This is a genomic window from Mesorhizobium sp. FG116, assembly GCF_057809835.1.
This window is the reverse complement of sequence record NZ_JBMDKS010000009.1, coordinates 33,439-46,076: the sequence shown is the minus strand read 5'-3', so window position 1 is coordinate 46,076 and position 12,638 is coordinate 33,439. Positions and strand designations below refer to the sequence as shown.

11 protein-coding genes are annotated in these 12,638 nt (G+C 62.2%); 2 read left to right on the top strand and 9 right to left on the bottom strand.

Annotated elements, in window-relative coordinates; all coding sequences use genetic code 11:
- Nucleotides 1-20: 20 nt before the first annotated feature.
- The 7 genes from phoB to ACODTY_RS09450 form a co-directional block, all read right to left on the bottom strand.
- Nucleotides 21-710 (bottom strand): phosphate regulon transcriptional regulator PhoB, encoded by a 690-nt coding sequence (gene phoB, locus ACODTY_RS09480; protein WP_488994045.1) that lies wholly within the window; start codon nucleotides 708-710, stop codon nucleotides 21-23.
- A gap of 25 nt (nucleotides 711-735) precedes the next feature.
- Nucleotides 736-1,437 (bottom strand): phosphate signaling complex protein PhoU, encoded by a 702-nt coding sequence (phoU, locus tag ACODTY_RS09475; RefSeq protein WP_488994044.1) that lies wholly within the window; start codon nucleotides 1,435-1,437, stop codon nucleotides 736-738.
- 41 nt (nucleotides 1,438-1,478) lie between these two features.
- The gene (pstB, locus tag ACODTY_RS09470; RefSeq protein ID WP_488994043.1) at nucleotides 1,479-2,303 is read right to left on the bottom strand and encodes a phosphate ABC transporter ATP-binding protein PstB; all 825 of its coding nucleotides are present in this window, start codon (nucleotides 2,301-2,303) and stop codon (nucleotides 1,479-1,481) included.
- A gap of 14 nt (nucleotides 2,304-2,317) precedes the next feature.
- On the bottom strand, nucleotides 2,318-3,634 hold the full coding sequence (gene pstA / locus ACODTY_RS09465; protein ID WP_488994042.1) for a phosphate ABC transporter permease PstA: 1,317 nt from the start codon (nucleotides 3,632-3,634) through the stop codon (nucleotides 2,318-2,320).
- Nucleotides 3,631-5,097, bottom strand: a complete 1,467-nt coding sequence (gene pstC, locus ACODTY_RS09460) for a phosphate ABC transporter permease subunit PstC (protein WP_488994041.1) — start codon at nucleotides 5,095-5,097, stop codon at nucleotides 3,631-3,633. Before pstC ends, pstA begins: the two co-directional genes overlap by 4 nt.
- A gap of 88 nt (nucleotides 5,098-5,185) precedes the next feature.
- Nucleotides 5,186-6,223, bottom strand: coding sequence for a PstS family phosphate ABC transporter substrate-binding protein (locus tag ACODTY_RS09455; RefSeq protein WP_488994040.1), 1,038 nt, complete (start codon nucleotides 6,221-6,223; stop codon nucleotides 5,186-5,188).
- 283 nt (nucleotides 6,224-6,506) lie between these two features.
- Nucleotides 6,507-9,893 carry a response regulator gene (locus tag ACODTY_RS09450; RefSeq protein ID WP_488994039.1) on the bottom strand — a complete coding sequence of 1,129 codons (3,387 nt, stop codon included), beginning with the start codon at nucleotides 9,891-9,893 and terminating at the stop codon, nucleotides 6,507-6,509.
- 155 nt (nucleotides 9,894-10,048) lie between these two features.
- Here ACODTY_RS09450 and ACODTY_RS09445 point away from each other — a divergent pair, with 155 nt between their 5' ends.
- Nucleotides 10,049-10,369 carry a hypothetical protein gene (locus tag ACODTY_RS09445; protein ID WP_488994038.1) on the top strand — a complete coding sequence of 107 codons (321 nt, stop codon included), beginning with the start codon at nucleotides 10,049-10,051 and terminating at the stop codon, nucleotides 10,367-10,369.
- Between the two features lie 47 nt (nucleotides 10,370-10,416).
- Here ACODTY_RS09445 and ACODTY_RS09440 read toward each other — a convergent pair whose 3' ends face one another.
- A complete protein-coding gene (locus ACODTY_RS09440; RefSeq protein ID WP_488994037.1) occupies nucleotides 10,417-10,653 on the bottom strand; it encodes a hypothetical protein in 237 nt (78 codons plus the stop codon).
- 196 nt (nucleotides 10,654-10,849) lie between these two features.
- On the opposite strand from ACODTY_RS09440, the gene ACODTY_RS09435 reads away from it, so the two are divergent.
- Nucleotides 10,850-11,524, top strand: coding sequence for an outer membrane protein (locus ACODTY_RS09435; protein WP_488994036.1), 675 nt, complete (start codon nucleotides 10,850-10,852; stop codon nucleotides 11,522-11,524).
- Between the two features lie 25 nt (nucleotides 11,525-11,549).
- On the opposite strand, the gene ACODTY_RS09430 is transcribed toward ACODTY_RS09435, so the two are convergent.
- On the bottom strand, nucleotides 11,550-12,533 hold the full coding sequence (locus ACODTY_RS09430) for a GNAT family N-acetyltransferase (RefSeq protein WP_488994035.1): 984 nt from the start codon (nucleotides 12,531-12,533) through the stop codon (nucleotides 11,550-11,552).
- Nucleotides 12,534-12,638 lie beyond the last annotated feature (105 nt).

Sequence of the window (12,638 nt, the reverse complement as noted above, 5' to 3'; positions counted from 1 at the left end):
CCGACTTTCCTTTAACTGCCCTACTCTTCCTGTATCGCGTAGCCGGAGCCGCGAATGGTCCTGATGACGTCCGGCATGCGGCCGTTGTTGACCGCCTTGCGCAGCCGCCCGACATGCACGTCCACGGTGCGCTCGTCGATATAGATGGTCTCGCCCCAGACATTGTCGAGCAACTGCCCGCGCGAGAACACCCGCCCCGGATGACGCATCATGAATTCGAGCAGGCGGAACTCGGTCGGCCCAAGCTTGATCTCGCTTTTCTTGCGGTAGACTCGGTGCGACTCGCGGTCGAGCACGATGTCGCCGACCTTCAGAACGGAGGACAGCACTTCGGGCTTGGCCCGCCGCAACAGCGCCTTCACCCGCGCCATGAATTCGGGCGTCGAGAACGGCTTGACCAGATAGTCGTCGGCACCCGTGGAAAGCCCGCGCACGCGGTCGCTCTCCTCACCGCGCGCCGTCAGCATGATGATCGGCAAGCGCTCGGTCTCCGGGCGCATGCGCAGGCGGCGGCACAATTCGATACCGGAAACCGCAGGCACCATCCAGTCGAGCACCAGAAGGTCGGGCACATTCTCCTGAAGCCTGATCTCGGCTTCGTCGCCGCGCGGGATCACTTCGACCTGATAGCCTTCCGATTCCAGATTGTAGCGAAGCAGGACGCCCAGCGGCTCCTCGTCTTCGACCACCATGATGCGCGGTGCAATCATCTTGTTCGTCTTCCCGTCTTGCGCGTCAGGCGGCGGACATTGCCGTCTCGTCCTGCTTAGGACGATGCACCGGCAACTGCTCGCCGGTCAGCACATAGTAGGCGTTTTCCGCGATATTGGTCACATGATCGCCGATGCGCTCAAGGTTCTTGGCGCAAAACAACAGATGCGTGCAGGGCGTGATGTTGCGCGGGTCCTCCATCATGTAGGTGAGAAGTTCGCGAAACACCGACGTATACTTGACATCGATGCGTTCGTCCTCGTCGCGCAGCTTCACCAGCCCTGCGGCGTCGCGGGCCGCGTGGCGCTCGATGACGCCCTGCACCTGGTCAAGCACAAGTCCTGCCATGGTCTCGATGGAATGGGCGAGTTCGCGCGGCGCGGCCGATTGCCCGACCGCGCTGACGCGCTTGGCGATGTTCTTGGCCAGATCTCCGATCCTTTCCAGGTCGCCTGCCATACGGATGGCGCCGACCACCGCGCGCAGGTCCTGCGCCATCGGCTGGCGCTTGGCGATCAGCGTGATCGCGCGGTCGTCCAGTTCGCGCTGGCGCGTGTCCATCACCGCGTCCTCGGAGACAACGCGCTGGGCCAGCGCATTGTCGGAGGTGAGCAGCGCGCGCGTCGCCCCGCTCACCATCGAGCCGGCAAGATCGCCCATGTCGCGAACCAGTCTGCTGACCTCGTTGAGGTCTTCGTCAAATGACGCAACGGTGTGCTCACCCATGATGCTGTCCTCAAATCTCTTGGCGTTTCGCAGATAACGGCTCAGCCGAAGCGGCCGGTGATATAGTCCTGCGTGCGCTTGTCGTCGGGGTTGGTGAACATCTTCTCGGTCGCGCCCTCCTCGACCAGATAGCCGAGATGGAACATCGCCGTGCGCTGCGACACGCGCGCCGCCTGCTGCATGGAGTGGGTCACGATGACGATGGTGTAGTTCTGGCGCAGTTCGTCGATCAGTTCTTCCACCCTCGCGGTGGCGATCGGGTCGAGCGCCGAGCAAGGCTCGTCCATCAGGATCACTTCGGGCGACACCGCAATGGCGCGCGCGATGCACAGGCGCTGCTGCTGACCGCCGGAAAGCCCGGTGCCCGGCTCATGCAGGCGGTCCTTGACCTCGTTGAACAGGCCGGCGCGCTTCAGGCTCGTTTCGACGATGCCGTCGAGATCGGTCTTGTTGCGGGCAAGGCCGTGGATGCGCGGGCCATAGGCCACGTTTTCGTAGATCGATTTCGGGAACGGATTTGGCTTCTGGAACACCATGCCGACGCGGGCGCGCAATTCCACCACGTCGATCGCCTTGTCGTAGACATCCTCGCCGTCGAGCGTGATCTTGCCGACCACGCGGGCGCTGTCGATGGTGTCGTTCATGCGGTTGAGGCAACGCAGGAAGGTGGATTTGCCGCAACCAGACGGCCCGATAAGCGCCGTCACCTGGTTCTGCCGCACCAGAAGATCGACGTCGAACAGCGCCTGCTTGTCGCCGTAGAACACGCCGACCTTGTCGCCGCGCATCTTGATCGCTTCGTTGGATTGGCTGCTCATCTTGGCGTCCACCGCGCTTTCAAGGGTTTTTTCGGTCATGATATTCATTGTTCGCCCCTTTGCTACCAGCGCCGCTCGAAACGCCGGCGCAGCACGATTGCCGTGATGTTCATGGCCATCAGGAAAATGAGAAGGATGATGATTGCGCCCGACATGCGCTCGACGAAGGCGCGTTCGGCTTCGTTCGCCCACATGTAGATCTGCACCGGCAGCGCCGTCGCCGGGTCGAATGGCGTCGCCGGATAGTCGGCCACGAAGGCCACCATGCCGATCAGGAGCAGCGGTGCGGTTTCACCTAGCGCGCGCGCCAGCCCGATGATGGTGCCGGTCAGGATGCCGGGTGCGGCCAGCGGCAGGATGTGGTGGAACACCATCTGCATGCGCGAAGCGCCGAGGCCGAGAGCCGCGGCACGGATCGAAGGCGGTACGGCGGCAAGCGCCGCGCGCGTCGCAATGATGATTGTCGGCAGCGTCATCAGCGTCAGCACCAGGCCGCCGACGATGGAAGCCGAGCGCGGCATGCCGAGGAAGTTCACGAACACCGCAAGGCCGAGCAGGCCGAACACGATCGACGGCACGGCCGCCAGGTTGTTGATGTTGACCTCGATCAGGTCGGTGAAGCGGTTCTTCTTGGCGAATTCTTCGAGGTAGATCGACGCGGCAACGCCAATCGGCAGCGCCAGCAGAAGCACGATCGCCATCATGTAGAACGAGCCGATGATGGCAACGCCCATGCCGGACGTTTCCGGCCTGCTGGAAGCCCCGAAGGCAAACAGGCCGGTGTTGAAATGTTCGGCCATGACGCCTTCGGCCTTGAGTTGGTTCATCCACGCGACCTGCTGGTCCGAGACCTTGCGCCGCGCCTGGTCGACGCTGAGGTCGATCTGGCCCTTGAAGGCGGAGTCCAGGTTGGCCGAGGCAAGCACCTCAACGTCGCGCGTGGTGCCGATCACCGAAGGATCGGCGGCCACGATGTCGCGCAACTGCACCCGCGCGCCGTCGGAAAGGAAGCCCTTAAGCTTGCGCACCGCAGCCTTGTCGTCCGGATTGATGCCAAGCTTGGCAACCAGCGCATTCTCGGCAAGCTTCGGATAGTTCGCCTTGATCAGCACGTTCGGATCGGTGGCGCGCTCGCCCTGCGGATCGATGACCTTTTCGTCGAAGCTGATCGGCAAGGTCACTGTCGTCTGCCAGAACGCGGTGTGGCCCTTCTGCACAATCGAAGCCAGCATGATCGCGAGGAAGATCAGGCCAACCGAAATCGCCAGAACGCCGTAGATGCGGAACCGGCGCTCGGCGCGGTAGCGCGCTTTCAGCCCGATGTCGCGCCGCGCGGGCGCTGTCGCCACCGGCATCGTATCGAAGGAAACGTCGGTCATTCGTATTGCTCCCGGTATTTCCGCACGATGGCGAGCGCCACGATGTTCATGATCAGCGTCAGCCCGAACAGCGTGATGCCGAGCGCAAAGGCGACCAGCGTCTGCGGCGAGTTGAACTCGAGGTCGCCGGTCAACTGGTTGACGATCTTGACGGTAATCGTGGTCATCGCCTCGAATGGATTGAGCGTCAGGTTGGCGGCGACGCCCGCGGCCAGAACCACGATCATGGTTTCGCCGATGGCGCGCGAGGCGGTCAAAAGCACCGCGCCGACAATGCCCGGCAAAGCGGCCGGCAGTACCACGCGCTTGATGGTTTCGGAGCGCGTCGCGCCAAGCCCGAGCGAACCGTCACGCAGCGCGCGCGGCACGGCGGTGATGATGTCGTCGGATAGCGACGACACGACCGGGATCAGCATGATGCCCATGACGAGGCCGGCAACGAAAATGCTCTGGCCCTGGATGAACGGCGCGCCGCCGGTCAGCGCCGCGCTGAGGTCGCGCAGCCACGGCCCGAGCGTCACCAGCGCGAAGATGCCGTAGACGATGGTCGGGATGCCGGCGAGCAGTTCAAGCGCCGGCTTCACCACCGAGCGGACCTTTGAGGATGCGTATTCGGCCATGTAGACGGCCGACATCAGCCCGACCGGCACAGCCACCAGAAGCGCCACCAGGGCGATGTAGAGCGTGCCGGCAAGCAGCGGGATGAGGCCGAACTGGCCTTCGCTGCCGCCAGAGCCGGCAGCGGCAAAACGCGGATCCCACACGGTGCCGAAGAAGAAGTTCATCGGCGACACCGAACCGAAGAACTGGATGGTCTGGAACAGCATCGACAAGACGATGCCGATGGTGGTCAGGATGGCGATGGTCGAGGCGCCAAGCAGCCCCCACAGCATCAGCTTTTCGACATTGTTGCGGGCACGGCCTCGCGGCTTGACGCCGCCGACCGCGTAAAGCGCGCCTGCTGCGGCAATCACGATTGCAAGCACCCCGCCGATCAGGCCGAGCCGATCCTGCGAGGCATTCGCCTCTTTCGCAATCGGGATCATGTAGTCCTTGGTATCGGTCGCCAGCGCGACGCCCTTTTGGGCAAGCAAGGGCTGCAATTCGGCAAAGCTTGCGGGCAACGCTGCCTGCGTATCGGCATCGAGGCGGCGAAGCCCCCTTGCCAGGCTGTTCACCAGCCCTGCCGAGATCTGTTTGTTGACCGGCGAGCCGTCCTCGGCCTGTGCAGGCAGTGCCGCATGGACCTGTCGGCCAAGATAGGCGGACGAACCGACGTCCCACGCCAGAAGCATGAGCACGGCAGGCAGGACAGCCAGCAGGAACGCCCACCAGCCGTGGTAGTGCGCACGGGAATGCGGCTTCACCCTACCGTCGTTCTGCGCCACCGCGCGCTGCCTGCCGACGACAAACGCGGCAAGCCCGATGGCAAGAACTATGGCAAACACGATGAATGATGACATGGGTCCGTTCCGGGATCGGATGACCGTCGTCTCACAAGAGACGGCGAATGCCGGAGCGCAGCTGACCGCGCCCCGGCATCAGTATTGATTACATCGTCTTTCCGGCGTCGAAGGCTTCGCGCTGGGCAGCGCGCTCGGCGTCCGGCGCGGCAACCAGGCCGTACTCGGCAAGCGGGCTCTCGGGGCCGACCATCTGGTCGTCGAGGAAGAAGTCGACATATTCCTTGAGGCCCGGAACGACGCCCAGATGCGCCTTCTTCACGTAGAAGAACAGCGGACGCGAAACCGGATACTCGCCCTTGGCGATGGTCTCGACCGAAGGCGTGACGCCGCCAACGGTAGCGACCTTCAGCTTGTCGGCGTTGTTTTCGTAGAAGGCGAGGCCGAACACGCCGACGCCGGTCTTGTTGCTGTCGATGCGTGCCAGCGTCTCGGTGTAGTCGCCGTCGATATCGACCGCCTTGCCGTCCTTGCGCACTGCCTTGCAGGCAGCTTCCGCGCCCTTCTCGTCAAGGCCCGAAGCCGTGCCGGCCTCGACGCCGCCGAGCTTCTTGCAGCCGGCGATGAGGAGCTTTTCCTCGAACACTTCACGCGTGCCGTGCTTCTCGCCCGGAATGTAGGCGGCGATATCCCAGTCGGGCAGGTTCGGGTTGACCTGGTTCCACTTGGTGTTCGGATTGTCGACCAGCTTGCCGTCGACGGCGATCTTCGCGGCCAGAGCCTTGTAGACGTCTTCCGGCGTCAGCGCCCAATCCGGACCGTTGATGTCGGTGGCGAAGACAATGCCGTCATAGCCGATCTTCACTTCCTGGATTTCCTTGACGCCGGCGTCGATGCAGGACTGCACTTCGTCCTTCTTGATCGGGCGCGAGGAGTTGGCGATGTCGATGGTGTTTTCACCGACGCCCTTGCAGAATTCCTTGATGCCGGCGCCGCTTCCGCCCGATTCAACCACCGGGGTCTTGAAGTTGGTGAAGGTCTCGCCGAACTGCTCGGCAACGATCTTGGCGTAAGGCAGCACGGTGGACGAACCGGCGACCTGGATCTGGTCGCGCGCCGAGGCGAAGCCAGCCGTCCCGGCCAGCACGAGCGCCGCAGCGGACGCCGTCAAAAGGTATCGTTTCATATGGCCTGCTCCTGTTCGGATGATAAGGTCTCTTGGCGCTTTCCTTCTGCGCCCGGTGAGGCCATACCGCCCGTTTATAACAGTCGCATGACAGTTTCGTGTCGGTCCGGTAAACGTTGCGCCGGCTTGCGAACATCGATAGCCGTTTCGCAATCCGCCCATGCAGGCGGTTTGATTTCTGGAATCAGCCACTTGGCCTGAAGCCGTGCCCCGTCCACGCGCCGCACCGGCAAAGCTTCAAAAAATATGAATTGTCACAGACAACTGAAGGCACCCTCACCAGTCAGGCGGTGCGATCCATGTCGGCAGCGATCCCGATCCAGCGATCGACCTTGGCCATCAGCGCCTTCGGGCTGATCGGCTTGGGCAGATAGTCGTCCATGCCCGCCTCGAGGCACCGCTCGCGGTCGCCCTTCAATGCGTGCGCTGTCACCCCCACGATCGGCACATGCGTCCCGCGCGCCGCTTCCAGTTCGCGGATCTTGCCGGTCGCTTCGTGTCCGTTCATCTCCGGCATCGAGACATCCATCAGGATCATGCGCGGATTGAGCCGGTCATAGGCATCGACCACCAGACGACCATTGGCCACGATCTCGAAACTGTAGCCCGTCTCCGACAGGATCTGGGTGAACACCAGCTGGTTCACCTCGTTGTCTTCCGCAACCAGTATGTCCAGATTGCCGTGAATGCCTTGCATCATGCGCGGGCGCGTCGGCGGAGCAAGCAAAGATGCGCGCTCGACCGGTGGCTGCACCTTGGCAACGGGCGGCAGTTCGTCGCCGGTCGCATGCAGGGCAACATAATCGCCGCTCCTGGCCGCCCTGTGGCGCTGGATCGTCGCAACCAGCGTCTCCAAAAGCGAGGAAGCCCGTGTCGGCTTGGTCAGGTGGGCATCGATGCCGATGTCGCGATAGTTCGTATCGGCAAGAGACTGGTCGACCGAAGTCAGGAGAACGATCGGCGTATCGGCAAGTTCCGGCGTCGTGCGGATGATCCGCGCCACCTCTGCCCCGTTCATGCCGGGCATCTGGTAGTCGAGAATGATGCAATCTACCGAAAGCCCATGCGCAACGGCAGCGGAAAGCACCTGGAGGCCCTCCTGCCCGCTCGCAGCCGCGCAGGAATCGAATGCCCACGAAACCATCTGCTCGGTCAGGATCGACCTGTTCACCGCATTGTCGTCGATGACGAGAATACGTGCGCCAGTCACGTCGATGGGCAGGCCGCGGCGCGCAACCGTGCGCTTCACTCTCGGCAGTGTCACCGCAAACCAGAACGTGGAGCCCTTGCCCTCCTCGCTCTCGACGCCGATCTGGCCTTCCATCAATCCGACAAGCCGCGACGAAATGGCAAGGCCAAGGCCGGTGCCCTCGTGCCGGCGCGTCGAAGACGCATCGACTTGGCTGAACTTTTCGAAAATGAGCGCAAGCTTGTCTTGCGGAATGCCGATGCCGGTATCGGTCACCGAGACATGCAGCGTCGTGCCGTTTGCGGCATCCTCACCGGAGACGTCGACCAGCACATGCCCCTTGTCGGTGAACTTCACGGCGTTGCCCAGTAGGTTGAGGACGATCTGGCGGATACGCCCGACGTCACCGACGAAATGCCCATCCAGACCGGGCTCGACGCGCACGATCAGTTCGATGTCCTTTTCCTTGGCGCGGGTCGAAACCAGCGCCGCGGCATCCTCGATCGCTTCCGACAGGTTGAAAGGCGCGGGGTCGAGCACAAGCTGGCCGGCATCGATCTTCGAGAAATCGAGGATATCGTTGATGATGGTCAGGAGCGCGTTGCCCGACTTCACGATGATGTCGGTGAATGTCCGCTGCTTCGGGTCGAGGTCGGACTTGGCCAGAAGTTCGGCCATGCCGAGCACGCCGTTCATCGGCGTGCGGATTTCATGGCTCATATTGGCAAGGAATTCGGATTTTGCCCGGTCGGCGAGAACAGCGCGATGGCGCGCGTCCTGCAGTTCGGCCTCACGTTCCTTCAGGTCCGTGATGTCGGTGCTCGTTCCAAGCAGATGCACCGCCCCGTCTATGGTCGTCAGCCGGTTCTTGCGGGTCATCAACTGCCGCACCGTGCCGTTGCGGTGCCTGATCGGCTCCTCGATTTCCTTGACCTGGCCGGTGCGAATGACCTCGGTGTCGTCAACCGTATAGACGCGCGAATACTCCGCGCCGAATATGTCGGTATCGGTGCGTCCGGTCGCCTCTTCCTTGGAAATCCCGGTCAGCGCGCACCAGGCCTTGTTGACGAACTCGAGCGTCAGGTCCTGGTTCTTGGTGAAAGCCGCGATCGGCAACTCATCCATCATGTGCCGGAACAGGTCGATCTGGCGCATGCTGATGCCCAGCGCCCGTTCGCGTTCTTTGAGTTCGGTGACGTCGTAATACGAGATCAGCCGCTTGCCGCCGGAAAGCGCGGTAACCGAATAGATCATCGTGCATCCGTCGGCCCGCTTGAACTCGCGCGGCGCAACATCGCCGGCGCAGATTTCCTCCAGCCGGGAGGCCACGTAGTCTTCCCAATCCGCATCGGCGACATCGTAGATGCCGTTGTGGCGATTGATGTCGATCAGCGAGCGGAACGGATTGCCCGCGCGAACCTGCTGCGGCGTCACTTTCCAGATGTCGTAGAATGCCTTGTTGATCAGTTCGACGTTCAAACGCCCATCGACGATGACGATGGCAAGTTCGAGCGAATCGATGGTCCGCTCAAGATCGTAGAGCAATTCCCGGCTGCGTTCCCCGGCGTTCGTCACCTCGATCTTGTGGCTTTCCAGTTCCGTGACGTCGGTGCAGACGGAAATGATGCCGCCGTTGTCGGTGCGCATTTCGCGGTGGATGATCACCCGCCCATCGGCGAAGCGTATGGTCACCGACGCGCCGCAGCCGACGCGGTGCCGCTCGAGAATGGCGTCGCGCCAGGCTTGCGGGTCGAGCCCTTCCGTATCCCACAAGCCGCGCGACAGCCCGACCTCGATCATCTCCGGCAAGGTGACGCCAGGCTTGATGACATCGGCAATGCCGGCATACATCGAAAGCGTCGCCGCATTGTGCAGCACCAGCGCGCCGTGCTCGTCATAGAGGCACAGCGCATCGCTCATCACGTTGAGTGCGGCCAGGATCTGCCGGATATCCTTGCGCCCCACCTGCGGTGCGACGGCAAGATCGGCAACCGCTTCCACCGTTGCCGTCACATTGCGGCCGGCACCCCGGTAGCCGATGAAGCGCCCCGTCACGTCGAAACAGGGAAACCCGCTCGTCGAAATCCAGCGGCACTTCGGCGAGCCGCCTTTCAACTCATAGACGAAGTCGCGAAATGAGAGGTGCGCCTGCAAGTCCTGCAGGTGGGCGACGGCCTTTTGCCCGCCCTGTTGCACCTGTTCCATGAAATCGAAGCGGAAATGGCCGATCACATCGGCGGGATCGATGCCGGTCACATCGCGGTAGTTTTCCGAAAGCCAGGAAAAGCGAAGATCGGCGTCGGTTTCCCAAAACCAGTCCCCGGCGAGGTCAGCCATTTCATGCAGGGCTTGCGCGGAATGCGCGGCAGAAGCCTTGGCCGCAACCTCGCCTGCAAGAAGCTCTCTTTCAGCGCCCCCGGCGCCGGCCTCCCCCGCGGTCTCCATCGCAATCCAGTCCAAAAGCAAATCGGTTTCGGACAAGCCCCCTCGTCCGCACCCGGAATTTGGATGATAACACTTAATGATCCGCTAACCTTAACGCCGGCGAACCTATATGGCCGCCGATTGCGCCAAAAACGTCGCCGTCGGCTTACTGAAATCCCCCGATTGCCAGCCTGCCACCCGGCGCGCTATCAGTGCGGCAAATGACTGTCACGGCGCGAATTCTGATCTGCCTTTCATCCGGCCTGCTGCTCGCAGGCGGCGGTTGCTCGCGCACGTCGGACGGCACCGTCATCATCCCAAAGCAGATCGACGCCCGCCGCATGTGGGACAAGGGTCCGTCCGCCACCCAGACGCCGCCTGTAGCAAGCGGCGCCAATGTCTTTCCGGTGGTGGCCAAGCCGCGCCAGTTTCCAAAAAGCAGGGCGCCGACGAGCGCTCCGGCAAACGAAACGACAGTTGCCTGCGGAACGGCGCAACAGTCCGGCCAGCGCGTCCGCGTCGTCTGCCAGTAGGGCATCCGCGTTCCAGTCCGGCATCGCGTCCCAAGCTGGCATCCGAGTCAAAGCGTGGCCGCGCCTTTTTTCGGCTCTTCCGCGCCGAGCTTGTCCAGGGCAAATCTCACCAGCCGCAAATCCTCTTGCCAGCCGTCGTCGTCGGCCATGGCGCTCTCTGATGCCGCACATTGCAGCGCGCGGGCCTCGGACTCGATGTTGCGCAGCTTCTCGATCTTCTGCTCCGCTGTCAGGGCATCGTCATCGACAATATCCTGAACCTTCATTTCCCTGAACGTGACCATTGCTCGCTCCCATTTCGAAGTCGAGCAAAACGCTTCTGTCGGACTGCGGTTCCGGAGCAGCGAAGGAATCAAGCGTGAACTAATATATGTTAGTTGCACATGCCCTTTGTTTGGCTACCAAAAGTTGTTGTTGGAAAGTGCGTGATTCGGGTGCCTCGCCTTGCAGGCCTTGCCTTGAAACCGAAAGGGATGATCCATGCATGCACTTTCCCGCGCGCTCGCGGCTTCCATAGTCACGCTTGTGGCAGCGCCTGGCTTGGCCGTGGCGCAAGACAACGGCCCATATGCCAGTGTCTTCGGCGGCATCAACATCCTGCACGACAACGATTTCCAGATCGGCTCATCCGACCCCTCGCTCACCGGCTTTTCAGTCCTGCCGGCAAAGATGTTTTTCGACGCCGGCGGCGCGGTCGGCGCTGCAGTCGGCTATGATTGGGGCTCGTTCGCGGCTGAAGCTGAATTGTCAGGCCGGCGCGGCCAATTCGATCGCGAAGAGATATTCGTCGGCACAATTCCGCTGGAGGGGCACTACGACGCCATCTCCCTGATGGCCAATGGCTACTACCGCTTCCACAACGACACACGCTTCATTCCCTATGTCGGGCTCGGGGCCGGCGTTGCCTTCCTCTCGGCCAAGGTGACGCCGTCAGGCGCGCCCTCCCTCGACATCAGTGACACCCGCGCAGCCGTCCAGGCCATCGCCGGCATCGCCATTCCCTTGGGCGAGCGGGCCGAGCTTGGCGTTGAATATCGCTATTTCACGACGGACCGCCCCTCTTATGCGATCGATCTCGGCGGCGTGCCGGGCACGGCCAATATCGGCTACAATTCCAGCAACGTTCTTGTCCGGCTCAACTGGAAATTCAATTGAACGAAACACGTTTGGGGCCTTGGCCCTAGATGATCCGGCAGACCCATAGAAGTTTCAGCAGGCGCGGCAGGCTGGGCAGCGTGTTGATGGCAAAATAGGTTTGCTTTCTCGTTCCGCCATAACTGTCCTTGTGCTTGGCAAGGCTCTGGAACGGATAGATCAGGCGATTGGTCAGCGCGTTCGTATAGACGAACCGGAAGCTGCGGCGCACCAGCCAGTTCTTGTTGAAATCCTTGTCATGGATTGCATGGAAGGGCGACAGCCCCAGATGCAGGGTCCGCAGACCCTCCGCCTTGAATTTTTCGATCGCCGCATGAAGCATGTAATATCCGGCAAGCGGCTCGGTCCCAGGCAGTCTGCGTCGCGTGGCCGACAGGTAGCCGGTGACGACGCCGTTTTCATAGACCGGGTCGAAGAATGCGAGCGCGACCGGCTTTCCGGACGGATCGAAGATGAAGAACTTGCGCACATCCTCTTCATCGGCGAGCACGACGGGCCGCACCAGGAAAGCAAGTTCGTGGCGCTTCGTCGTGCGCGTGCGCCTCCACCCGTCCGAGACCGCCCGCAGTTCCTTCGGATCGAGCGCCGCGGCCGTGCTTTCGCTCACCGTATAACCGCCTGCCTCGAAGCGCTTGACGGCGGTGCGGAAGTTGCGCTTCGAAGGCCCGCGAAAATCGTAGCTCGCCAGATCGAGCGAGGTTTCCGGCCCCATATCATTGACGGAGAAACCAAGCTCGGAAAGTATCTCGGCGGTGGCCTTCGATGCCTGGGCGAAACAGACATCCTTCTTTTCCGCCACGAACTCTTCGATCAGCGTGCGGCAGCGGGCCGGGTCCGCCAGCGGATTGGCCAGCACGAAGGCCGTGCGTCCCACCATCCTGTAAACCAGGAAACCGTCGCCATCCCCGAAATAGGACAGTCCCGGCTGGAAAGCCGTCGAATAGGCAAGGGCGAAATTGCCGTGCTGGTGAAGAAGGGCGCGCCGCGTCGCCTCGGATAAGTCAGTCATGCCGCAAGCTAGCGAAACCGTATAGGTGGGTCCAATCCCGGTTTGTGCCGTAAACAGGTATTGATGTTCGATCAGCCTTCTGGCGGCGTGCCGGCCAGATATTCT